This window comes from Paenibacillus sp. LC231 (assembly GCF_001860525.1).
Taxonomy (GTDB): Bacteria; Bacillota; Bacilli; order Paenibacillales; family Paenibacillaceae; genus Paenibacillus_AQ.
The window spans coordinates 128,915-151,025 of record NZ_JFOM01000013.1 but is presented as its reverse complement, the minus strand read 5'-3'; the positions used below and the strand labels follow the sequence as shown (position 1 = coordinate 151,025).

General features: G+C 51.2%; 20 protein-coding genes. 17 read left to right on the top strand and 3 right to left on the bottom strand.

The window, feature by feature from the left end; translation table 11 throughout:
• Positions 1 to 663, top strand: coding sequence for a ribonuclease H (gene rnhA / locus AK95_RS09385; protein ID WP_071219710.1), 663 nt, complete (start codon positions 1 to 3; stop codon positions 661 to 663).
• A gap of 499 nt (positions 664 to 1,162) precedes the next feature.
• Here the strand turns inward: rnhA and AK95_RS09380 are convergent, their stop codons facing one another.
• The gene (locus AK95_RS09380) at positions 1,163 to 2,041 is read right to left on the bottom strand and encodes an AraC family transcriptional regulator (RefSeq protein WP_083397575.1); all 879 of its coding nucleotides are present in this window, start codon (positions 2,039 to 2,041) and stop codon (positions 1,163 to 1,165) included.
• A 160-nt stretch (positions 2,042 to 2,201) separates the two neighbouring features.
• On the opposite strand from AK95_RS09380, the gene AK95_RS09375 reads away from it, so the two are divergent.
• The 9 genes from AK95_RS09375 to AK95_RS09335 all read left to right on the top strand — a co-directional run bounded on the left by AK95_RS09375 (position 2,202) and on the right by AK95_RS09335 (position 12,519).
• Positions 2,202 to 2,936, top strand: coding sequence for a ThuA domain-containing protein (locus tag AK95_RS09375; RefSeq protein WP_071219709.1), 735 nt, complete (start codon positions 2,202 to 2,204; stop codon positions 2,934 to 2,936).
• Between the two features lie 170 nt (positions 2,937 to 3,106).
• Positions 3,107 to 4,042, top strand: coding sequence for a sugar-binding transcriptional regulator (locus AK95_RS09370; protein ID WP_071219708.1), 936 nt, complete (start codon positions 3,107 to 3,109; stop codon positions 4,040 to 4,042).
• Positions 4,043 to 4,433: 391 nt separating this feature from the next.
• Complete coding sequence (gene deoC, locus AK95_RS09365; protein WP_071219707.1) at positions 4,434 to 5,099, top strand: deoxyribose-phosphate aldolase; 666 nt, start codon at positions 4,434 to 4,436, stop codon at positions 5,097 to 5,099.
• Between the two features lie 80 nt (positions 5,100 to 5,179).
• Positions 5,180 to 6,358 (top strand): NupC/NupG family nucleoside CNT transporter, encoded by a 1,179-nt coding sequence (locus AK95_RS09360; RefSeq protein ID WP_071219706.1) that lies wholly within the window; start codon positions 5,180 to 5,182, stop codon positions 6,356 to 6,358.
• An 83-nt stretch (positions 6,359 to 6,441) separates the two neighbouring features.
• The gene (deoB, locus tag AK95_RS09355) at positions 6,442 to 7,620 is read left to right on the top strand and encodes a phosphopentomutase (protein WP_071219705.1); all 1,179 of its coding nucleotides are present in this window, start codon (positions 6,442 to 6,444) and stop codon (positions 7,618 to 7,620) included.
• Between the two features lie 23 nt (positions 7,621 to 7,643).
• Positions 7,644 to 8,351 (top strand): purine-nucleoside phosphorylase, encoded by a 708-nt coding sequence (gene deoD / locus AK95_RS09350; protein ID WP_071219704.1) that lies wholly within the window; start codon positions 7,644 to 7,646, stop codon positions 8,349 to 8,351.
• 176 nt (positions 8,352 to 8,527) lie between these two features.
• Positions 8,528 to 9,829, top strand: coding sequence for a pyrimidine-nucleoside phosphorylase (locus AK95_RS09345; RefSeq protein ID WP_071219703.1), 1,302 nt, complete (start codon positions 8,528 to 8,530; stop codon positions 9,827 to 9,829).
• Between the two features lie 518 nt (positions 9,830 to 10,347).
• Positions 10,348 to 11,310 (top strand): MraY family glycosyltransferase, encoded by a 963-nt coding sequence (locus AK95_RS09340; protein WP_071219702.1) that lies wholly within the window; start codon positions 10,348 to 10,350, stop codon positions 11,308 to 11,310.
• Positions 11,311 to 11,652: 342 nt separating this feature from the next.
• A complete protein-coding gene (locus tag AK95_RS09335) occupies positions 11,653 to 12,519 on the top strand; it encodes an SDR family oxidoreductase (RefSeq protein ID WP_201259371.1) in 867 nt (288 codons plus the stop codon).
• A gap of 235 nt (positions 12,520 to 12,754) precedes the next feature.
• Here AK95_RS09335 and murQ read toward each other — a convergent pair whose 3' ends face one another.
• Positions 12,755 to 13,666 (bottom strand): N-acetylmuramic acid 6-phosphate etherase, encoded by a 912-nt coding sequence (gene murQ / locus AK95_RS09330; protein ID WP_071219701.1) that lies wholly within the window; start codon positions 13,664 to 13,666, stop codon positions 12,755 to 12,757.
• 51 nt (positions 13,667 to 13,717) lie between these two features.
• Complete coding sequence (locus tag AK95_RS09325) at positions 13,718 to 14,674, bottom strand: BadF/BadG/BcrA/BcrD ATPase family protein (RefSeq protein ID WP_071219700.1); 957 nt, start codon at positions 14,672 to 14,674, stop codon at positions 13,718 to 13,720.
• Between the two features lie 225 nt (positions 14,675 to 14,899).
• Between AK95_RS09325 and AK95_RS09320 the strand changes: the two genes are divergently transcribed.
• The 7 genes from AK95_RS09320 (at position 14,900) to AK95_RS09290 (ending at position 22,111) form a co-directional block, all read left to right on the top strand.
• Complete coding sequence (locus AK95_RS09320) at positions 14,900 to 15,736, top strand: MurR/RpiR family transcriptional regulator (RefSeq protein ID WP_036643553.1); 837 nt, start codon at positions 14,900 to 14,902, stop codon at positions 15,734 to 15,736.
• Between the two features lie 46 nt (positions 15,737 to 15,782).
• Entirely contained in the window at positions 15,783 to 17,177 is a 1,395-nt protein-coding gene (locus tag AK95_RS09315; RefSeq protein WP_071219699.1) for an ABC transporter substrate-binding protein, read from the top strand.
• A 131-nt stretch (positions 17,178 to 17,308) separates the two neighbouring features.
• On the top strand, positions 17,309 to 18,226 hold the full coding sequence (locus AK95_RS09310) for a carbohydrate ABC transporter permease (protein WP_071219698.1): 918 nt from the start codon (positions 17,309 to 17,311) through the stop codon (positions 18,224 to 18,226).
• A 33-nt stretch (positions 18,227 to 18,259) separates the two neighbouring features.
• A complete protein-coding gene (locus tag AK95_RS09305) occupies positions 18,260 to 19,093 on the top strand; it encodes a carbohydrate ABC transporter permease (RefSeq protein WP_009590118.1) in 834 nt (277 codons plus the stop codon).
• Between the two features lie 14 nt (positions 19,094 to 19,107).
• A complete protein-coding gene (locus AK95_RS09300; RefSeq protein WP_071219697.1) occupies positions 19,108 to 20,214 on the top strand; it encodes an ABC transporter ATP-binding protein in 1,107 nt (368 codons plus the stop codon).
• Between the two features lie 26 nt (positions 20,215 to 20,240).
• Positions 20,241 to 20,936, top strand: a complete 696-nt coding sequence (locus AK95_RS09295; protein WP_071219696.1) for a hypothetical protein — start codon at positions 20,241 to 20,243, stop codon at positions 20,934 to 20,936.
• Positions 20,933 to 22,111, top strand: a complete 1,179-nt coding sequence (locus AK95_RS09290) for a DUF1343 domain-containing protein (RefSeq protein WP_071219695.1) — start codon at positions 20,933 to 20,935, stop codon at positions 22,109 to 22,111. Before AK95_RS09295 ends, AK95_RS09290 begins: the two co-directional genes overlap by 4 nt.

Below are 22,111 nucleotides of genomic sequence, written 5' to 3'. Positions count from 1 at the left end.
ATGGCGAAGCAAAAATATTATGTAGTCTGGGTAGGTAAAGTGCCCGGAATTTATACAAGCTGGGGCGAATGCCAACAGCAGGTCAATCAGTTTACAGGTGCGAAGTTCAAGGCGTTCGAATCCCGAAGCGAAGCGGAACAGGCATATGCGGCCGGTTATAAAAATTACTGGGGGCAGCAGTCTGGAGGCAAATCGGGCAGTTCAGGCTCCAAAAACTACAAGCGAAGCAGTGCATCTGCTGCCGAAGAACCGGGTGAGATCGATTATGACAGCATTTCCGTAGATGTGGGGACGCGAGGAAACCCGGGACCCGTCGAGTACAAAGGCGTGGATACGCAGACGGGAGATATTCTGTTCTCGTGCGGACCGATATCGAAGGGAACGAACAATCTCGGCGAGTTTCTGGCCATCGTTCACGCGCTGGCTTATTTGAAGAAAATCGGCAGCACCAAAACGGTGTACAGCGATTCCATGAATGCAATCAAATGGCTGAAGCAGAAGAAGGTGGCGACCACGCTTCCGCGCGACGCGTCAACCCAAGAGATCTGGGATCTGGTGGACCGGGCCGAGCACTGGCTTCGAACCAATACATATGAGAACAAGGTTCTGAAATGGCAAACGAAGAGCTGGGGCGAGATTAAGGCCGATTACGGGCGCAAGTAACGAGGGCAGCAGAAGGGAGCCGTTCGAAGCAATATAAAGGGTGGTTTTAGATATCGATGTCTTTATGAGCGGACGGGCATCTTACTATTAAAAAGCGAAGACAGGGAGGAGGCTTCCCTGTTCTCGCTTTTTTTTATATGTCATGATTCCCGGGTTCATGCGGAAAAATCCAAATCAACGCATGTGGATAATTAACACGGCAGACTTACCTCACACCGGAAGAACTGTGCATAACATCTTGAATAAGTTCGTTATACACAGAGTTATGAACATTATCCCCGTTCGTTCCGCACAAACTGAATTTCCGATCTTTTAATACAAGGAAGTTATCCAGCGTTTGTGAACAAATGTGGAGAAGTGCAAGGATAACTCCCTATTAACTTGGAGGGGTGGCGGGTTATCCCCAACGCCGAAGGTCAACCGTTAAACGCTTGCTTGGTTCTATCCACTACGATACGACGACCATAATGCAGGGAGCCAGAAAACGGGTAAGCCAAGCTTATTCCTTCTCGCGGACCTGCTTATAGTATTGATTCGGGGACATGCCGACGTATTTTTTGAAGATCTTGCTGAAATAGAACGGATCCTCCAGGCCGGTCAGATACCCGATCTCACCGAAGCTAAGGTGCGTGGCCTCGATTAATTCCTTCGCATGATTGATTCTTACCTGATTCACATATCGCATGATCGTATGACCGGTAAGCTTGGCGAATACCCGATTGATGTAATCATAATTGCATTCGAAGCGCTGTTCGATATCCGAGCTGATGATTTTCTCAGCGTAATGTTCATGGATGTAGTCGAGCAGCGCATGCACCTTCATATAGGACTTGGTATGTGGGCTGTTCTTCTCCATCTCATCGAACAGGCTCTCCCGGGACAGCTCGATCAGCATTTCCATGAATTTGATCGCGGTCAAACTGCGGTTAAAGTGCTTCCGCCTATATAGCTGCAGCATTTCGCCGAGGGCATGGTACATATGATGAAGGCTTTTTTTCTGGGTTAGCGTGCAGGTCTTGGGGAAATATAGCTGCCTGCTGTCGTTCTTGCCTGCCGTCTCGTTCTCGCCCATGATCCACTGCTTGGCCAGCAAGGGTAAGGGGCGCTCGGGCGCTTGACGAATATCGGGGTGTTCAAAATGAATATAGTAGTAGTCGCAGGGATGCTTCTGGGTTCCCTCGTGGTCCAAATGCGGTTCAAGGACGAGCAAGTCGCCTTTCTTGAGCACATGGGAAACGCCGTTCTCCCGCATATGAAGCTCGCCGCTCTTCACGAAATACAGAATATACTCGTGTGTGTTCCGCTTGAAATGAATCCAGGGGTTCTTGTAGGAGACAAAGCCCATCAGTTTGATTCTTGGCACATAGTCAGCGTTCATCGATAGCACGAATTCCACCCTCTCTCCCCAAAAAAACGCGAAGTCGTTTTTGTACAAAAAGAGTAACTTTCACACATTCCCGTTCATTGTAACACAGCCTATACTTGGGATGAATGTATAAGAGGTCGCTGGATTTCAATATTAAAGGAGGCCACTACCCTTGGCTAATATCAATGTAACGGTATGGAATGAATACCGGCACGAGAGACATAATGAACAGATCGCTAAGATTTACCCTGAAGGTATCCACCGTACGATTGCCGATTTTTTGGGAAAAGATGCTCAGTTCGTCGTACGCACCGCCGTATTGGATGATCCGGAACACGGCTTGACGGATGAGGTGCTCGCTTCAACGGATGTTCTGATCTGGTGGGGGCATGTGGCTCACGGTGAAGTACGGGATGATATCGTGGAAAAAGTGCGCCAGCGCGTATTGGACGGCATGGGAATCATCGTCCTGCATTCCGGTCACGGCTCGAAGATTTTCCAGCGCCTCCTCGGCACTAACACAGGCGCGTTGAAATGGCGCGATGACGGCGAGAAGGAACGGTTGTGGGTCATCGATCCGAGCCATCCGATCGTAAGCGGACTTGGAGAATATATCGAGGTTCCGCAGGAGGAAATGTACGGTGAGCGCTTTGAGATCCCGGCACCGGATGAACTGGTGTTTGTCTCCTGGTTCGAAGGCGGTGAGGTGTTCCGCAGCGGCTGCTGCTACAAGCGCGGACGCGGCAAGCTGTTCTATTTCAGACCGGGTCATGAAGCATTCCCTACTTACCATCAACCTGAAATTCAACAGGTAATTGCCAATGCCGTGGCCTGGGCGGCGCCGATCCAGGGCGCGAAGACCTCCTATGGCCGGGTATCTCCGCTCGAATACGTTCAGCCGGTATAGGCTGATCCTTTGCAAGCGTCCATATCAACGGTGTATCCCTGAGACATCAGGAATACAACCGTTGATATGGACGCTTGTTTGTTCATAACGACGGCCGCTATCGAAATCATCAGCATAACGATGTATAATGGACCCAATTCGATTACGACATAATAAAAGTGGGTTGGATCATGGATCAGGATAAACAGCGCCTTAGCATTGAGGCGGCAAGATTGTATTATATGTCGGATTACAGCCAGCAGGATATCGCGACAAGGCTCGGCGTTTCACGTCCCACGGTCTCCAGGCTTCTTCAGCATGCCAAGGAGCAGGGCTACGTGCAGATCAGCATCGTGGACCCTCTCGAGGACCTGGACGCTTTGGGCGAAGGAGTGAAGAAGAAGTACGGCCTGGAACAGGTGTTGGTGAGTTATTCCCCTATCAATGAATACCGTGAAATCCAGAAGCATATCAGCAAAAGGGCAGCCGATTACCTGCATGAAACGGTCCAGGATGCCGACATCATCGGCGTGACCTGGGGAACGACCATGCATGCCGTGGCGCTTCAGCTGCTGCAGAAGCCCGTTCGGGGCGTCGAGGTCGTGCAGTTGAAGGGCGGCGTCAGTCATTCGCATGTGAACACGTATGCCGCAGAGATCGTCAATCTGTTTGCCGAGGCGTACCACACGATGGCGAGATATTTGCCGCTGCCCGTCATCTTTGACACCACCGAGCTGAAAGAGATGGTGGAGAGGGACCGGCATATCCAGCGGATTATCCAATTAGGCAAACAAGCGAACATCGCCATGTTCACGGTGGGTACCGTTCATGAGGATGCGCTTCTGTTCAGACTTGGCTATCTTAGCAAGGAGGAACAGAAGCTGCTGCAGCGGATCGGCGCCGGCGATATTTGCTCCCGGTTTTTTGATGCGGAGGGCACGGTGTGCAGCGAGGATATTAACAACCGTACGGTGGGCATCGATTTGGAAGATTTGCGCCACAAGGAGAAATCCATTCTCGTGGCAGGCGGGCAGCGTAAGGTAGATGCCATTCGAGCCGCGCTGATCGGCAAATATGCAAACATCCTGGTGACGGACCAGTTTACGGCGCAAGCCTTGTTATCATAAAAAGTTTGACATATTGTCAAAGTTTACAGCACCTCGTTCAGGGAGATTCGAACCGGTTACGGCTTTCAAACTTACCTGGACGGGGTGTTTTTTGTGCGCAGAAATTGAATGACCCTTGCTGAATAGGAGGCCGATTCTTTGTTTCTGTTTACCCTGATCGGGTATAGAGCATAGTAAACGGAGGGAATTGTTAGATTATTCCTGAATGATGGATTGTCGTTTTAGTTAACAATGATAAATATCATTGCCATAAATCGGAATGAACATATTTTCAATATGTATTTTACATATGTTCAAGGCTGTGATATGATGGTCCCGTCTAAAGGATTAAGCGTTATGATAGCGCTTTTACAAGTTACTAAAAAAACAGATTAAGGAGTGTTTTAACCAGATGAATATAGCAGGAATGATCGACCACACGCTCTTGAAGGCGGATGCAACCCAAGCCGAGATTGCAAAAATTACGGAAGAGGCCAAAAAGTACGGATTTGCTTCGGTTTGCGTGAACCCGACTTGGGTATCCTACTGTGCTGAGCAGCTAGCGGACACCAACGTCAAAGTATGCACGGTCATCGGTTTCCCTCTGGGAGCTACGACATCCGCAGTAAAGGCTTTTGAAGCGAAGGATGCCATCGCTAACGGGGCAACGGAGGTTGATATGGTCATTAACATCGGTGCGCTCAAAGATCGTAACGATGAGCTTGTGCTGAACGATATTCAGGCTGTAGTGGATGCAGCAAAGGGCAAAGCCCTGGTCAAGGTTATTATTGAGACAAGTCTTCTCACAGAAGAAGAGAAGGTACGTGCGTGCCAGCTGTCCGTGAAAGCGGGAGCGGATTTTGTGAAGACGTCAACAGGGTTCTCCACGGGCGGAGCCACACCGGAAGACGTAGCCTTGATGCGCAAAACCGTTGGCGAGAACACCGGCGTGAAGGCTTCCGGCGGCGTCCGCAGCAAGGAAGATATGGACCGCATGATCGAAGCAGGCGCAACGCGTATCGGTGCCAGCTCCGGCGTGAAAATTATGGAGGGCGGCCAATCCAGCTCTTCCTACTAAATGATGTTGCAAATATCCGGTTTTCGATGATTCGGTAGACGTGTCATATCAAAAAAAACACCTATGGGGGAACAACGACGATGAAATTTATAATCGCCATACTAGGTTTGCTGGTCGTATTCGGTCTTGCGTTCCTTATCAGCAATGATAAGCGCCGCATCCGTTACCGTCCGCTGGCTGTCATGATTGTGCTGCAGCTGATCCTTGGATTTTTTCTGCTGAACACGAATTTCGGCGAGTATCTTGTTAAAGGGATAGCGAATACGTTTAAAGCGCTGCTTGACTATGCCGGAGCCGGGATCGAGTTTGTGTTTGGCGGCATTGCCAATGAAGGTGCGGGTCCGTTCTTCTTGAATGTCCTGCTGCCAATCGTGTTTATTTCCGCATTGATTGGTATACTTCAATATATTAAGGTACTGCCGTTTATCGTAAGATATATCGGTCTCGTCTTGAGTAAAGTCAACGGCATGGGCAAGCTGGAGTCTTACAATGCGGTTGCTTCCGCGATTCTTGGGCAATCCGAGGTGTTTATTTCGGTAAAAAAACAGATTGCCCTCATTCCGAAGCATCGGATGTATACATTGTGTGCTTCCGCCATGTCCACCGTATCGATGTCGATCGTCGGCGCGTATATGACGATGATCGAGCCGCGTTACGTGGTAACCGCGCTTGTGCTTAACCTGTTTGGCGGATTTATCATCGCTTCCATCGTCAACCCTTACAAGGTAGAGAAGGATGAGGATATCCTGGAGGTGCAGGAGGAGGAGAAGCAATCCTTCTTCGAGATGCTGGGCGAATACATCATGGACGGCTTCAAGGTAGCGATTACCGTTGCCGCGATGCTCCTCGGTTTCGTTGCGTTGATTGCGATGATCAACGGCATCTTTGATATGATTTTCGGGATTACCTTCCAAGAGCTGTTAGGATTCATTTTTGCCCCGTTTGCTTTTGTCATGGGCGTGCCTTGGAAAGAGGCAGTGGATGCAGGCAGCATCATGGCTACGAAGCTGGTATCGAACGAGTTCGTCGCGATGCTCGACCTGGCCAACTTCACGGATATGTCCGAACGCACTGTGGGAATCGTATCGGTATTCCTGGTATCCTTTGCCAACTTCTCCTCGATCGGCATCATTGCCGGCGCAGTCAAAGGCCTGAACGAGAAGCAGGGGAACGTGGTTGCCCGTTTCGGCCTCAAACTGCTGTACGGCGCAACGCTGGTGAGCGTGCTGTCGGCAACGATTGCGGGACTGTTCCTGTAAGCAAGTCATGGAAGGATAACAACAAGCGAGCCTTATGGATAGTTTTGATGTAAAAACTCATATATGAGGGGGATCACTTGGAGATGGAACGTTTTGATCGAATTCATTTAATTGTATTGGACTCTGTAGGTATCGGCGAAGCACCGGATGCGGCTGATTTTGACGATATCGGATCCGACACCCTGGGTCATATTGCCCGCGAGTGCGGCGGGCTGAACATGCCGAACATGGCAGCGCTCGGGCTGTCCAATATCCGGGAGATCGAAGGAGTTCCGGCCGCGGATAAACCTCGGGCGTACTATACGAAGATGCAGGAAGCTTCGAATGGCAAAGACACCATGACGGGGCACTGGGAGATCATGGGCTTGTATATTGATACGCCATTCCGCGTATTCCCGGACGGGTTCCCGGACGAGCTGATCCAGCGGATCGAAGAGAAGACCGGACGGAAGGTCATCGGCAACAAGCCGGCCAGCGGAACGGAGATTATCGAAGAGCTTGGCGAAGAGCATGTAAAAACGGGAGCGCTGATCATTTATACCTCGGCGGATTCCGTGCTTCAAATCGCTGCGCATGAGGATATCGTTCCACTGAAAGAGCTGTATGAAATCTGCGAGTTCTGCCGCGAAATCACGCTGGAAGATCCTTATATGCTCGGCCGGATCATCGCCCGTCCGTTCATTGGCGAGGTGGGAAGCTTCAAGCGTACGGCGAATCGGCATGATTATGCCTTGAAGCCTTTCGGACGTACCACGATGAACGAGATGAAGGATGCTGGTCTTGACGTCATCGCCCTCGGAAAAATCTCCGACATTTATGATGGCGAGGGCATAACGAAGGCTGTCAGAACCGTATCGAACATGGACGGCATGGATAAAATGGTGCAAACCTTGGGTGTATCCTTCAAGGGTCTGAGCTTCCTGAACCTCGTGGATTTCGATGCCGTGTACGGACATCGGCGCGATCCGAAAGGATATGGCCAAGCGTTGGAGGATTACGATCGGCGCCTCCCTGAGGTGTTCGAGAAAATGACGGAGAATGATCTTCTGATCATCACGGCCGACCACGGCAATGATCCTACCTACAAGGGCACGGACCATACGCGTGAATACGTGCCGCTGCTTGTATATTCCCCTCGCTTTACGGAAGGCAAGGAGCTGCCGCTTCGCAAAACCTTTGCCGACATCGGCGCCACGGTTGCCGACAACTTCGGCGTGAAGCTGCCGGAGCATGGAACCAGCTTTTTGAATGATTTGAAATAATCGAACTAGTGGAGGAATGGGACATGAGTACACATATTGGAGCGAAACCGGGAGATATCGCCGAGTCGATTCTGCTGCCAGGCGACCCGCTGCGGGCTAAATTTATTGCCGAGACGTATCTGGAGGATGTGACCTGCTACAACGAAGTGCGGGGCATGCTCGGATTTACGGGAACCTACAAAGGAAAACGCATCTCCGTGCAGGGTTCGGGCATGGGCGTGCCTTCCATCGGGATTTATGTCAATGAACTCATTCGGGATTATGGCGTAAAAAATTTGTTCCGTGTCGGAACCTGCGGCGCGATGCAGGAGCATGTTCGTGTGCGCGACGTCATTCTGGCCCAGGCGGCTTGCTCGGATTCCGGCATGAACCGTCACCACTTTAACGGTTATGATTTCTCTCCGATCGCCAGCTTCCCGCTGCTGCTGGGCGCGTATGAGCGCGGCAAGGAGAAAGGGCTGAAGATGCATGTCGGCAACGTGTTCACGTCCGATGTGTTCTACCGCGAGGACAAATCCGTGGTGGAGAAGCTGATGCAGCATGGGGTTCTCGGCGTGGAAATGGAGACAACGGCGCTCTACACGATTGCCGCACGTTTCGGCATAAACGCCCTGACGATCCTGACCGTAAGCGATCATTTGCTCACAGGGGAAGAGACTTCTTCCGAGGAGCGGCAAACGACGTTTAACGAGATGATGGAAGTGGCCCTGGATACGGCGATTTCGTTGTAATCAAACTGTCCCGACGAAGAAAGCGGATTGGTTTTGGAGAAGCGAACCGGTCGCCTTTGCCCACGGATTCCAACAATATTAACAATCTAAGGAATCTGGGGGCAACAGCGATAGGATCCGCATTTGTAGTGATGCCCAAGGAATACAATCATCGCAAACAGTGAGGAGAATGTACGATGAGAATGGTTGATTTAATTGCGAAGAAACGCGACGGCAAGGAACTGACAACAGAAGAGATCAATTTCTTTATCGACGGATATACCAAGGGAGACATTCCCGACTACCAGGTGAGCGCCATGAACATGGCGATATACTTCCAGGACATGTCCGACCGGGAGCGGGCGGACTTGACGATGGCGATGGTAAACTCCGGCGAAACGATTGATCTGTCCGCAATTGAGGGAATCAAGGTCGATAAGCATTCCACCGGGGGCGTAGGCGACACGACGACGCTGGTGCTGGCTCCGCTCGTAGCGGCTCTGGATATTCCGGTAGCGAAGATGTCCGGACGCGGCCTCGGCCATACCGGAGGAACGATCGACAAGCTGGAATCCATCGAGGGCTTCCATGTGGAGATCAGCAAAGACGAATTTGTGAACCTTGTGAATCAACATAAAATCGCCGTCATCGGCCAAACCGGAAACCTCACCCCAGCGGACAAAAAATTGTACGCGCTCCGGGATGTGACGGCCACCGTCAACTCCATTCCGCTGATTGCCAGCTCCATCATGAGCAAGAAGATCGCCGCCGGCTCGGATGCGATTGTGCTGGATGTTAAAACCGGCGCAGGCGCGTTCATGAAAACGGTGGAGGATGCCAAGGAATTGGCACACGCCATGGTCAGCATCGGCAACAACGTAGGCCGCAAAACGATGGCGGTCATCTCCGATATGAGCCAGCCGCTTGGCGCTGCGATTGGCAACTCGCTGGAGGTGCAGGAAGCGATCGATGCACTTCGCGGCGAGGGACCGAAGGATCTGGAGGAGCTGTGCCTGGCTCTGGGCCGGCAGATGGTTTACCTTGCGCAGAAGGCAGATTCGCTTGAAGATGCCGAAGAGATGTTAAGAGAGGTTATCCGCAACGGCAAGGCACTGGAGAAGTTCAAGGAATTCATTCAGAACCAGGGCGGGGACCCGTCCGTGGTGGATCATCCGGACCGTTTGCCGAAGGCGCAATATCTGATTGAGCTTCCTGCCCAGCAGGACGGCGTTGTCGCAGAGCTGGTAGCGGATGAGATCGGTACCGCAGCGATGCTGCTTGGAGCCGGCCGCGCGACGAAGGAATCCGAGATTGATCTGGCTGTAGGCCTGATGCTGAACAAGAAGGTCGGCGATGCCGTGAAGAAGGGTGATTCCCTTGTAACCATTCATGCTAATCGCGAGAACGTGGATGACGTGAAGCAGAAGCTGTATGAAAGCATTCGGATTGCAGATCATGCGGATGCGCCTGTATTGATTTATGACATCGTGACGGAGTAAGGGAAGCCTAATCCGTAGCGAGTCATATTCGAAACACGGAGGAGCATCGGGATGAGCACTGCTGCTCCGTACGAATAGCTCATCTCATCACCATATCCGTGCTCATATTCCAAGCTATGCCAATACAACCTGCCTTCCCGCGTTTTATGAACGGGAGCAGGTTTTTTTGGCGGCCCGTCATAAAACGGGTGGGGGCCCTCATAAGATGGTAGTGGGGAAAACGTAAGGCATTTAACGGGAGAGGGAGATGTGTAGCCCGGGCAAGAGCCATCCTGCTTGAAGGAGGCTTTTGGCCATGACCATCGATCAGTTGATTGCTTTGCTGGCACTTATCGTTATGATCATTGGACTTGCGGTGAAGAAGGAGTCTTAACCTGTGAGTCCGGGAGGGCTGCTGCTAAGTAGAAATTCTACTGATGCAGCAGTCTTTTTCTTTTGATAGGTTGATAGAGTTCGCTATAAGTCATATACTTAGAATGCAATGTTCTCCATTATTCATCATTTATTGGGAGGAAACCATGCTCTATTTTGCAGCGTTTGTCATATCCATGGTGCTGGTATTGGTGCTGATTCCGCCATTTCGTAAACTTGCGATCAAGCTTGATTTTGTGGACAAGCCAAGACCGGACAGCGAGCGGAAAATACACCGCGAGCCGATACCGCTGACAGCGGGGGTCGCCATATTTATCGGATTTTTCATCACTTATTTTGCGCTTACCGGCGCCATTTCAAGGGAAGCGGTAGGCATTTTTATCGGTAGTGCTCTTATTCTTGGCATTGGACTTGTGGATGATTGGTATAAGTCCCAGGGCAAGGAGCTGGCCTCGCTGCCGAAGCTCATTGTACAGGTCAGCGCAGCCGTTGTTGTATACAGCTATGGCATCGCGTTTGAAGGATTCAACAATCCGTTTACGGGTCAGTATATTAACCTGCCGGAATGGCTGCAGCTCATCTTAACGATTTTGTGGATTTTTGGCGTAACGACCGTTATTAATTTCTCGGATGGCATCGACGGTCTTGCTGGAGGGCTCTCCGCCATATCCGGAGGCACGCTGTTTGTTGTGGCGATTACGCTGGGCAGAGGCGAATCCGCGCTGCTTGCCGTCATTCTTGTAGGTGCTGCGCTGGGATATTTACGATATAATAAGCCGCCGGCCCGAGTGTTTATGGGGGATGCCGGTGCAACCTTCCTGGGGTTCATACTCGGGATCATTGCCCTGGATGGTGCGTTTAAAGGTGCAACCCTGGCGTCCTTATTCGTTCCGATCTTCGCACTGGGCGTACCGATTTTCGATAATATCATTGTGGTCATCCGCAGAATGCTTCAGTCCAAGCCGATCTATCAGGCCGATGCATCGCAGGCGCATTATCGTTTGCTGGCAACGGGGCTCAATCAGAAGCAGACATTGGTATTTCTGTGCTTGCTGAATCTCTGTTTCGGTCTGGCTGCCATCATACTTGCCATGAATGGCGCCGCCTGAGGCGTATAAGTCTGACATAAGCTTTTTCCGGTGCGTTATTGAAGTCTCGTCTCCAAATGGATGTTGGTGGCGGGGCTTTTTTTTAGAGATAGGAAAGTATAAACTTCAGAGGCTTACCCTCCTTATCTCGCAGAAAAACTTCCGCTACATGTGGTCTGTCTTCTGAGAAAGTACGTCGATAGTCGTTTTTCTTTAGATATCAGAAAGTATAAACTTCGAAGCTTGGACCTTCCTGATATCGCAAGAAAAACTTCCGCTAAATGCGGTCTGTCTCCTGAGAAAGTACGTCGATAGTCGTTTTTCTTATTACAAGGGTAGAAGGATACGAACAGGAGGTTGTGCATGAATGATATGACAGGCAAAATCGTCATGATAACAGGGGCGAACTCCGGCATGGGTTTGGCTACGACAGTGGAGCTGGCAAAAAGCGGAGCGCATGTGATCATGGCTTGCCGTAGTCAATCGAGGGGCGAAGCGGCTCTTCGCGAAGCTCAGCAGGAGAGCGGCAGCTCGGACATCGAGCTGATGACGCTGGATTTGGGGTCCTTTGATAGCATCAGAGCGTTTGCTTCCGACTTTAAGGCCAAATATGACAGACTCGATGTGTTGGTGAACAACGCGGGTGTGGTCACCATCAAGCGGGAATTGACGCAGGACGGATATGAGGCCATGATGGGGGTTAATCATCTGGGGCATTTTTTGTTGACGAACGAACTGCTGGAGCCTCTTCAGCATGCCCGGCAAGGGAGGATCGTGAACGTATCCTCAGGCGCGCATAAAGTGGGCGGCATCCATTTTGATGACCCTAATCTCGGTAAGGGATTCAATGTGGCCAAAGGGTACGCGCAGTCCAAATTGGCGAATATTTTATTCACGAAGGAGCTGGCGCGCCGGCTGCAGCCGACAAGGGTCACGGTCAATACGCTCCACCCCGGTGCCGTCAGCACCAGCATTGGCGTTAACAGGGACACAGGCTTTGGCAATGCGGTTCACAAGCTGCTTCGCCCGTTCTTCTTAACGCCGCTTGAAGGAGCTCGGACAGCGATATACTTGGCTTCAAGTCCTGAAGTGGAGCATGTGACGGGGGAATACTACGTCAAATGCAAACCGGCCAAAATCACCGAGAAGGCAAGGGATCCGAAGCTCGCCGCTCGTCTGTGGGAGTGGAGTGAACAACAGGTAGGATGGAAGTCGGTCCAGGGTCGATGAATTTACGCGTTCCAAAGACCCAGCTTCACGAGTGAGGTTATAACTGAAATGATCCGATAAGGGCATGAATGGACAATAAAGAACAACGAGACCAATCAGCCCATCACATGGTGACGACTACAAGTATAATGGCGAACGAATAAACGGGATATCTCCAGATCAACATGATCTGAGGATATCCCGTTTCATTTTACGTTAGATGTTCATCATAGGCCATAGAAGCTCACACTTGAAATTACTTCGTCGTTTTCATATCGATCGCGCTGCGCACAAATCCGCTGGTGCCGTCAAGCAGTTTGGACGCTTCCGCGGCACTGACATTAGCCAGCAGCATCACGATAGCGGTTTTGACGTGGGCGCCGGCTTCATGGTACGCCTTCTCCACAGCATCCTCTGATGCTCCGGTTGCCAGGGTAATGATACGTTTGGCTCGGTGCACAAGCTTGTTATTGGACGGGTTGAGGTCGACCATCAGGTTTTTGTACACTTTGCCGATTCGAATCATGGCGGTCGTTGTCAGCATGTTCAGAATCAGCTTTTGCGAAGTACCGGCCTTCATACGCGTGGAGCCCATAATTACTTCGGGTCCGACAACAGCCTCAATTACAAATTCCGCATACTGATGCATCGGCGATTCGTAGTTATTACAGAGTCCGATGACAACGGCTCCACGCTCCTTGGCGCGTCTCATCGCCCCAAGAACGTAGGGCGTGCGGCCGCTTGCAGCGATGCCGATGACCACATCCTTTTCGTTGATACCGTTTTCATTGATATCCTGCTCACCTAACTCTTCGCTATCCTCGGCACCTTCGATAGCTTCCTTCACGGCTCTGAAACCACCTGCGATCAATCCCTGCACCATGGAAGGGTCTGTTCCGTAGGTAGGCGGACACTCGGAGGCGTCCAGAATCCCGATTCGGCCGCTGGTTCCGGCACCTATATAGAACAATCTGCCGCCCTTCTGGAAAGCTTCCACAACGAGATCTGCAGCTCTGGCTATAAGAGGAATAAGCTCGCGGATCGCATCCGTGATCAGGCTATCCTCGTTATTGATGAGGATCATAATTTGTTCTGAGCTCAACTGATCAATGTTCTGCGTATTTTCATGAGGCTGTTCGGTTGTCAATTGACTTAGAATATTCGTCATGAGACAGGTCTCCTTTTTTGCCTTGGAATATGGACGGGCACTGATGTAAAGCTACAGCAAGTCAGAGACGCCGTCTGTAAATAGCTTGCAGGCTAACAGAGCCGCACCATGGGCGGGTGTACGTTCACGATTTCCTTCAGGGAACCGGAGGCGGGGATAACGCGATAGCAGAATGCCGGCGTACGTTTCCCGGAACAATGGCGAATGTTTGAAGATCGAGCCGATCCGCACGAGTTCACTCTCAGCGAATTCAGCTTGCTGCCTGATGAGAGCGCTTGTTGTATCGGCCAGTTCTGCTGCCTGCTGCCGGAGGATACGGTCTGCCGCTTCATCACCGGCTTCGGCTGCTTCTATGCAGCAGCGGGCGAAGGAAGCGATATCCTGTTTCGTTATAGCGGGCTGGTAAATGTAAGATTTGAGATCGGTAATATGCTGGAGAGGATAGGCTGCAACAATCAGGCTGCTCATGATGGTGGGTGGCAAAATGCCCTCATGGCTCTTAATGACAGTTTTCAGAGTCTGAAGTCCGATCTGATAACCGCTGCCTTCGTCTCCAAGAAGATGTCCCCAGCCACCGACGCGGTGAATGTCTCCCGATTTGGTTATAGCGTAGGTATTGGATCCGGTTCCCGAGATCGCAAGGATTCCATACTGCCGTTCCAGTACGGCCATTAATGAAATTTCGGCTTCCGAGCGCATGTAAATATGCATCGAGAGCTGCCGCTGCTGGAGATAGGAATGAAGGAAAGACTGAACTTGGCTCCGTTCTTCTGCAGAGCTCACACCTGACATACCAAGACATATTGATGTTAATAATAATGACTTATCAAAAAGAGGTGCCAGAAGCCCATCCAACACCGTTCGGAGTTCCTCCATCGCTTTATTAAAGGTTACAATATAAGGATTGGTGGAACCTCCGGTATACCGGGACAACACTTCTCCAGCGCTATTGATAGCGGTTGCTTCAGTCTTGGTACCGCCACCATCAACACCGATAAAAATTTCCATATTGAACCACTTCGCTTTCTATATCCAGTATAGGAGAAAACAGAAGTGTTGTAAAATAAAATTTTAAATCATTAATTAAGTATTGAAATATAATTTCATACAATTTATAATGAACTCAATCCACTGATATTGAAAGCGATACCAGTCATGCTTTCATTCAAGATGTGTAAATTAATATTACATAGTAGTGACCGTCAGAGGATGATTTGTAAAGGGGGGCAAGAAATGAACGGCGGATTGGTTCGATTGCGTGAGGTGTATGATTCATTAAATCCGTCCGAGCGCAAAGTTGCAGCCTTCATTTTGCAGGAGCCGGCAGAGATGATACAGATGTCGGTCGCGGATCTTGCAGTCCGAAGCGGTTCCAGTCAGGCTGCCATTGTGCGCCTGTGCAAAACGATGGGTTTCAAAGGCTATCAGGATCTGAAGCTGAAGGTAGCCGGAGACTTGCAGGAGCCATTAGCCACCGGATATCAGGATATCCGGCCCAATGACAGCATTTCTGCAATTATACAGAACGTCTCGAACAACAACATTCAATCGATTCGGGATACGATGAAGATTATGGAGGAAGGGAAGGTGGAAGAGGCCGTTCTGGCCCTCGATCAGTCGAAGCGCATTTTCATGTTCGGGGTAGGGGCTTCAAATCTGATCGGGATGGATGCCCAACAGAAATTTTTGCGGATTAATAAGGTATGCATATCTTTTCCGGACCCTCATGTTCAGCTCACCTCGGCGGTGCTGCTGACTCCAGATGATGCGGCCGTATGCATTTCCTACTCCGGTGAAACGGATGAAGTAATCCGCGCGGCAGCTATTGCGAAGGAGAAGGGATGCAAGACGATTGGCATTACCAAATACGGCGATTCTACCTTGAGCCGATCGGTGGACATTCCCTTGTACACTTCCTCCACGGAGAACGAGATTCGCAGTGGCGCGATGTCCTCTCGTATTACGCAGCTTAATCTTATCGATATTTTATATCTTGGCGTCGCCAGCCGGAATTACGAGAATTCAGTGAAATACCTGGATGAGAGCCGGCAAGCGATCAAGCGGTTGTAGTTCATTACGAAAACCACAAATATATAAATGATAAGGGGAGTAGTACATGAAGAAAAAAGGTTGGCTTACATTGTTGGCTTCTTTAATGCTCGTGTTTACCGCAGCTTGCGGCGGTTCCGGCGGGACGAAGGCTCCGGAAGGCGGAACAGGAACCACTTCGGAAGGAAACGGTGAAGCCGCACCGAAGCAGGATACGGTTGTCGTCTGGACTTATCCGGTACATGGTAAATACGAAGATGAGTTGAAAGAGCATGTAGCGGATCTGAAAGAAAAATATCCGCATATTACGGTCCAAACCGAAGTGCTCTCCTGGGCTGAGGGTCCGAAGAAGTTCGACGTGGCCCTGAATGCCGGTAATCCGCCTGATCTTTACTTCCACGCGGTGGATGGCGCTTATGTAGATACAGGCCTGGCACTGGAACTGACCCCTTATATTACGGACGAGATCAAAAACGACTACCTGCCGGGAACGCTTGAGCTGGGTCAAATCCAGGGCAAGCAGTATGGGCTTCCGCTGTACCAATCCCTTTGGGCTTGGGGCGGCAACAAGAAGATTCTCGAAGAAGCGGGAATCGACTGGAAGGCCATTCAAGAGAACGGCTGGACCTGGACCGAGTTCAAGGCAGCTGCCGAGAAGCTGACCAAGAAGCTTCCTAATGGCAATACGCAATATGCGCTGGTAACGGACGGCACTTCGCTGGACTTCATGGAAATGCTGACGCGCAGCAACGGCATGCCGGACGTGCTGAACGATAAAGGCGAGTTCCAATGGAACGACGAACGGATTCTGGATACGATGACCTTCGTGTCGGATCTGATGAAAGCCGGTCATCTGCCTGCCGAGACTGCCGCGATTACACCGGCAAAACGGATGGACCTGTTCTACGCCGAGGAAGCCGCGATCGTGTCCAAGGCGATCCCTTACTATGACGTGATGCTGCAGAACCGTGCGAAGGATATCGACAGCGGTACGGTCCAAGGCGCGAAAATCGACTTCGTTCTGCTGCCGGTTCCGCATAATGACGGGGCTGAGCGGAAGACATCCATGTTTGGTGAAGGTTACGTAGCGTTCAAGCAGAAGAAGGATAAAGGCGAAGAGCATGCAAAGAACACGTTCCTGATCATGGAAGGATTGAGCGGGGCGAAAGCCGGTAATTCCGCCAATGAATTGGTATTGCCTTTCGTACGTAAATCCCAGGCGGAGTTTTATGAAGGTAAAGGACTCGGTACGGAATCTACAATTAAGGCAGCGGAAATTTTCGCAAACTTCAAGGAAATTCCGGTGACTCTGAACCTTGATGCAGAAGCTTCAGGCAACCAGAAGAAGTTCAAGGAGCAAGTGGTGAAGCCGAATATACAAGCGCTGTTCTCGGGTGAGAAGACGCCGGAGCAGATCGCACAAGACTTCAAGGACAAAGGCAAACAAATTTTAGGACAGTAATTGAAGTTATAAGGGGGTGTCCCGTTGTCCTTAGCAGGAACGATCGGGGCACTCCCTTTTTAAACCAATCGCTAAAGGCTCTATAAGGGCTTCATGAAAATACTTCACCTGTGCGCAAAGGAGGAAATCAAATGCAGACTGCCCCGGCGCAAGCCCGGCCATCACGTCCCCCCATGAAGGGGTACTTACGCGAATATGGATGGGCGTATTTATTCATTCTGGCTCCAGTCTTGTTGTTCTTGATATTTACGCTTTACCCTGTCGCCTCCGCTTTTCTGATGAGCTTCCAGGAATACAGCGTAATGGGCTCCGAATGGATTGGAACGGACAACTACACACGGATGGTACAGGATGAAGTGTTCTGGAAATCCATGAAGAATACAGTCATATTCACGATCGGCACGGTTCCGGTCAACATTGTCATTACGTATGCATTATCCTTTTTTATTTTCCAGATGAAGAACAAATGGCAAACATTCTTCAAGGCTACAATGTACCTGCCGGCCGTTGCTTCCGGCGTCACCATTTCGGTCGTGTGGCTCGCGATTTACGACCCGACGCATGCCGGGCTGTTGAATCGTTTTATCGGTTTGTTCGGATTGGACCCGGTCATATGGCTCGGTAAATCGAACACAGCGCTCTTCTCACTCATCTTGATGAACTGGCTCGGTTCGCATGGCGCGGGCATTATTCTCTATTTGGCCGCCATGGGCGGGATTCCGAAATCGCTGTATGAAGCGGCGGACATCGACCATGCCAGCGGCTGGTCCAAATTCTGGCGCATTACGTGGCCGCTGATGAAACCAACCACATTATACCTGCTGGTGACGGGCGTCATAACATCCTTCCAGGTGTTTATCTCGGTGTACCTGATGACCCAGGGCGGACCGAACTTCGCGACGACAACGATCGCCTATCTGATTTACAGCACGGCGTTCAACTTCTACGAGTTTGGACTCGCGGCAGCGCAATCTTTTGTACTGGCTGCATTGATTATTGTCATTTCCATCATTCAGTTCAAGTACTTCTCGTCCGACGTGGAGTACTAACGTTTATTTCTGAAGCTAAAAGGGGGTGCACCTATGAAATCAAGATCAAAAGTGATCATGCTGATTGTGGCCTCGGTCATCCTGGTGGTATGGAGCGTTCTGACGATCATTCCGATGTACTGGATGCTGATCGGTTCTGTGCAGGACACGAAGTCAGCAGCATCGTTTATCCCGAAAATGATACCGGAGGTATTCTCCGTAGCCCCGTACGAGCGTTTTTTTGGCAAAACCGACGTCATGAGGTGGCTCTTTAACTCCTTATTGATCTCATCCATCCTGACGGTGACCAACGTATTCCTGGCTTCGCTCGCAGGTTATGCTTTTGCGAAGCTGAAGTTTCCGGGGAACAAAGCGGTATTCTGGATTTTGCTCAGTACGATGATGATCCCGGCGCAGGTGACGCTGATTCCGCTCTATATTTTGATGATTGACGTGTTTGATCTCGGGAATACATATACGGCTATTCTTCTTCCCGGCATTGTAAGCGTGGGCAACATCTTCTTGATGAAGCAGTACATGTCATCACTGCCTACCTCTCTGATTCATGCAGCGCGTATCGACGCTTGCGGCGAATTCGGCATCTTCTGGAAGGTTATTCTTCCGATGGCGAAACCGGGTCTCGCCGTGCTGGCAATTTTCACGTTCGTTGCATCATGGAACGATTTCTTCTGGCCCTTCCTCGTGACTAACTCGACGGAGATGAGGACGATTCAGGTCGGTCTTGCTTCCTTCGTCTATGCGGACACGACCGATTTCGGCGCACTTATGGCTGGAGCAACCGTCGCGGCACTGCCGATGATGATTCTGTTCTTCTCGCTTCAGCGCTATTTCCTGCAAGGCATCACCATTGGAGCCGTTAAAGGCTAGAAGGAGGCAAAGTTATGGCACGCGTAGAATTCCGCAATATACGAAAAGAATTTGTAGACGACAACAAAGGGACGTTTACCGCTGTAGCGGGGTCGGACTTTGTGATCAATGATAAAGAGTTCGTTGTTTTCGTCGGTCCTTCCGGCTGCGGCAAAACCACTTCCCTGCGCATGATTGCCGGGCTGGAGCGCCAAACGTCCGGGGATATCATCATCGGCGACAGAGTGGTAAACAATCTTCACCCGAAAGATCGTGATATCGCGATGGTGTTTCAGGACTATGCCCTGTATCCCCATATGACCATTCGCGAGAATCTCTCTTTCGGCTTAAAGAACCTGAAGAAGCCAAAGGCTTATATTGAGCAAAAGGTATCGCAGGCAGCCACCATTCTCGGCCTGGAGTCGATGATCGACCGGAAGCCGCGCGAGCTGTCCGGCGGACAGCGTCAGCGCGTTGCGGTAGGGCGGGCCATCGTGCGCGATCCGCAGGTGTTCCTGTTTGACGAGCCGCTGTCGAACCTGGATGCGAAGCTTCGCGTCCAGATGCGGGTGGAGCTGTCCGAGCTGCACAAGCGCCTGGAAGCCACCATTGTATACGTCACGCATGATCAGGTTGAAGCGATGACGCTCGGTGAGCGGATCGTCGTGATGAACAACGGAATTATCCAGCAGATCGCATCACCTACCGAGCTGTATGCGAATCCGCAAAATATGTTCGTAGCTGGCTTTATCGGCTCCCCGCCGATGAACTTCATCGATGTGCAGAAGGAAGGGAACGTGCTCCGGATGGAAGGCGGCACATTTACCATCCCGGATTCGATGGCGGATGCGCTGAGCAAATACGATAACGGGCACCTTATCCTGGGGATCCGCCCTGAGCATATTACGGGTGAGGATATGCCGGGCACAACCAATCTGGATTACAAGTACTCCACGAAGGTCCAGGTCGTCGAACATTTGGGTTCGGAGAATCTGGTGTACTTCCGCGTAGGGAACCGGACGGTTACGGCGAAGGTTCACCCTGAAACGACGGGTTATCCGGGCATGGACAAAACCTTCATTTTCAATTTCGATAAAGTGCATTTCTTCGATCCTGAGACGGAGCAGCGTATCGATTGGTAAACAACGACGAAGAGGAGAGGTAAGCTATGCGCAAGCTGAATGATGTGTTGAAGAAGACCGGGGTTGAGATTTACCGTGAGATTACGGCGGTGGCCTTATACAGCATGATTACCTCGCTGGTGCTCGTTACGGTGGTTATGTTCGTTCCGCTATGGACAGCGCTGGTGCTGCTGCCGGTTCTGTACATGCCGTTGTTTTACGGAGTTTGTTATGCGTATCACCGCAGAACGGAACGGGGCAAGTCGAGACTCAAGGATGTGTTTCAAGGTGCGCTTAAGGGATTAGGACCTGCGGTAGTCATGGGTTTCTTCTTCGTGGTGATGGTGCTCATCTTGTGGTCCACCTGGTGGTACTACGGGGGCAAAGAGGGAATCGGTTATCTTGCGATTGGCGTGTTCCAGACCTATTTTGTTATCATGGCGCTCATCTCCCAATTCTACACCTTTCAGCTTGTCATTCAGGAAGGGATGGGCATCTTCAAGGCCATGGCCCACAGCGTGAAGCTGTTCCTGAAGTTTCCGGCGTATACGCTGGGCGCATGCTTTCAAGCCTTCTGCGTTGCAATTCCACTGATGGTTACGGTCGTTGGCTTCGGATTTTTGTTTAACGGCATGTGGGCCATATACCAGCATAAGGTTACGTATAATGTACTGAATCCGGAAGAGGCCAAACCGGCGGAGGACGGTGTCATAGCCTCGAAAGCAGGAGGTGTAAGCATATGACAAGAGGTAACGTACGAAGCGGAATTGACGTGCTGCCGGACATCAAGCATGAGAAAATCACGGGTCGTCGCCTTGGTGTCATTACGAATCCGACGGGGCTCACGTCGGATTTTCGTTCATCTATCGAGGTGATTGCAGGCTTGCCTGAATCGGAATTGAAGGCTTTATTCGCTTGCGAGCACGGGCTGCGCGGCCAGCTGCAGGCAGGCAAGCACGTCGATGATGAAGTGGACCCGGTATTCGGCGTGCCGGTGTACAGCCTGTATGGCTCGCGGCGTAAACCGGACGCCGACATGCTGAAGGACGTGGATACGGTCATCTTCGATATACAAGACCTTGGGGTGCGTTTTTATACGTATATGACAACGCTGCTGTACGTCATGGAGGCCTGCGCCGAACATGGGAAGAGCCTGCTTGTCCTGGATCGGCCGAATCCGCTGGGCGGCAAGCGAGTTGAAGGAGGTTTCCTTAAGCAGGGATATGAATCCATGGTGGGCGGATGGCAGATTCCGATTAGTACCGGGATGACCATCGGCGAATTCGCGCGCATGGCCAATGACATGCGGGGAACAGGCTGCGATCTGGATGTTATTGGGCTCGAAGGCTGGACGCGCGGTATGGAATATACCGACACGGGCCTGCCGTGGGTACTGCCGTCGCCAAACATCCCTACGATGGATACGGTACGGCTGTACAGCGGGACCTGCTTCTTCGAAGGGACCAATCTTTCGGAAGGCAGGGGGACGACCCGGCCGTTTGAATGGATCGGCGCTCCATGGGTCAATGGCGAAGAGCTGGCGAAGGCGTTCAACGCGTACGAACTGCCAGGTGTTCATGCCCATTCCATGTACATGACGCCTACCTTCTCGAAGCATCAGGGCGAAGGCTGCGGCGGGGTGATGCTCTTTGTCACGCATCCGGCAGAAGTGGAGGCTGTGCGCACAGGGCTTGTGCTGCTTCACCTGGTTAGCCGGATGTACCCGGATCAGTTCCAGTGGATTAGCCCGCCGGAAGGACGTAGTCGGTACTTTATTGATTTGCTGACGGGCAGTGAGGAAGTTCGACGGCATATCCACGAAGAAGCCGGACTTCAGCGCATGATTGCCGAGTGGGGCAAGGATGCGGAGCAGTGGAGAACGATGCAGGCTCCTTATCTGCTGTACGGGGAGGCGTAA

Bases quoted from the DNA above. Each gene is read 5' to 3' on its own strand.
- AK95_RS09370 (WP_071219708.1), top strand. From the start codon at position 3,107: ATGGATCAGGATAAACAGCGCCTTAGCATTGAGGCGGCAAGATTGTAT.
- deoD (WP_071219704.1), top strand. From the start codon at position 7,644: ATGAGTACACATATTGGAGCGAAACCGGGAGATATCGCCGAGTCGATT.
- AK95_RS09340 (WP_071219702.1), top strand. From the start codon at position 10,348: ATGCTCTATTTTGCAGCGTTTGTCATATCCATGGTGCTGGTATTGGTG.
- AK95_RS09380 (WP_083397575.1), bottom strand. From the start codon at position 2,041: ATGAACGCTGACTATGTGCCAAGAATCAAACTGATGGGCTTTGTCTCC.
- AK95_RS09310 (WP_071219698.1), top strand. From the start codon at position 17,309: ATGCAGACTGCCCCGGCGCAAGCCCGGCCATCACGTCCCCCCATGAAG.
- deoC (WP_071219707.1), top strand. From the start codon at position 4,434: ATGAATATAGCAGGAATGATCGACCACACGCTCTTGAAGGCGGATGCA.
- rnhA (WP_071219710.1), top strand. From the start codon at position 1: ATGGCGAAGCAAAAATATTATGTAGTCTGGGTAGGTAAAGTGCCCGGA.
- AK95_RS09295 (WP_071219696.1), top strand. From the start codon at position 20,241: ATGCGCAAGCTGAATGATGTGTTGAAGAAGACCGGGGTTGAGATTTAC.
- AK95_RS09300 (WP_071219697.1), top strand. From the start codon at position 19,108: ATGGCACGCGTAGAATTCCGCAATATACGAAAAGAATTTGTAGACGAC.
- AK95_RS09325 (WP_071219700.1), bottom strand. From the start codon at position 14,674: ATGGAAATTTTTATCGGTGTTGATGGTGGCGGTACCAAGACTGAAGCA.
- AK95_RS09315 (WP_071219699.1), top strand. From the start codon at position 15,783: ATGAAGAAAAAAGGTTGGCTTACATTGTTGGCTTCTTTAATGCTCGTG.
- murQ (WP_071219701.1), bottom strand. From the start codon at position 13,666: ATGACGAATATTCTAAGTCAATTGACAACCGAACAGCCTCATGAAAAT.
- AK95_RS09320 (WP_036643553.1), top strand. From the start codon at position 14,900: ATGAACGGCGGATTGGTTCGATTGCGTGAGGTGTATGATTCATTAAAT.
- AK95_RS09345 (WP_071219703.1), top strand. From the start codon at position 8,528: ATGAGAATGGTTGATTTAATTGCGAAGAAACGCGACGGCAAGGAACTG.
- AK95_RS09290 (WP_071219695.1), top strand. From the start codon at position 20,933: ATGACAAGAGGTAACGTACGAAGCGGAATTGACGTGCTGCCGGACATC.
- AK95_RS09305 (WP_009590118.1), top strand. From the start codon at position 18,260: ATGAAATCAAGATCAAAAGTGATCATGCTGATTGTGGCCTCGGTCATC.
- AK95_RS09360 (WP_071219706.1), top strand. From the start codon at position 5,180: ATGAAATTTATAATCGCCATACTAGGTTTGCTGGTCGTATTCGGTCTT.
- deoB (WP_071219705.1), top strand. From the start codon at position 6,442: ATGGAACGTTTTGATCGAATTCATTTAATTGTATTGGACTCTGTAGGT.
- AK95_RS09335 (WP_201259371.1), top strand. From the start codon at position 11,653: ATGAATGATATGACAGGCAAAATCGTCATGATAACAGGGGCGAACTCC.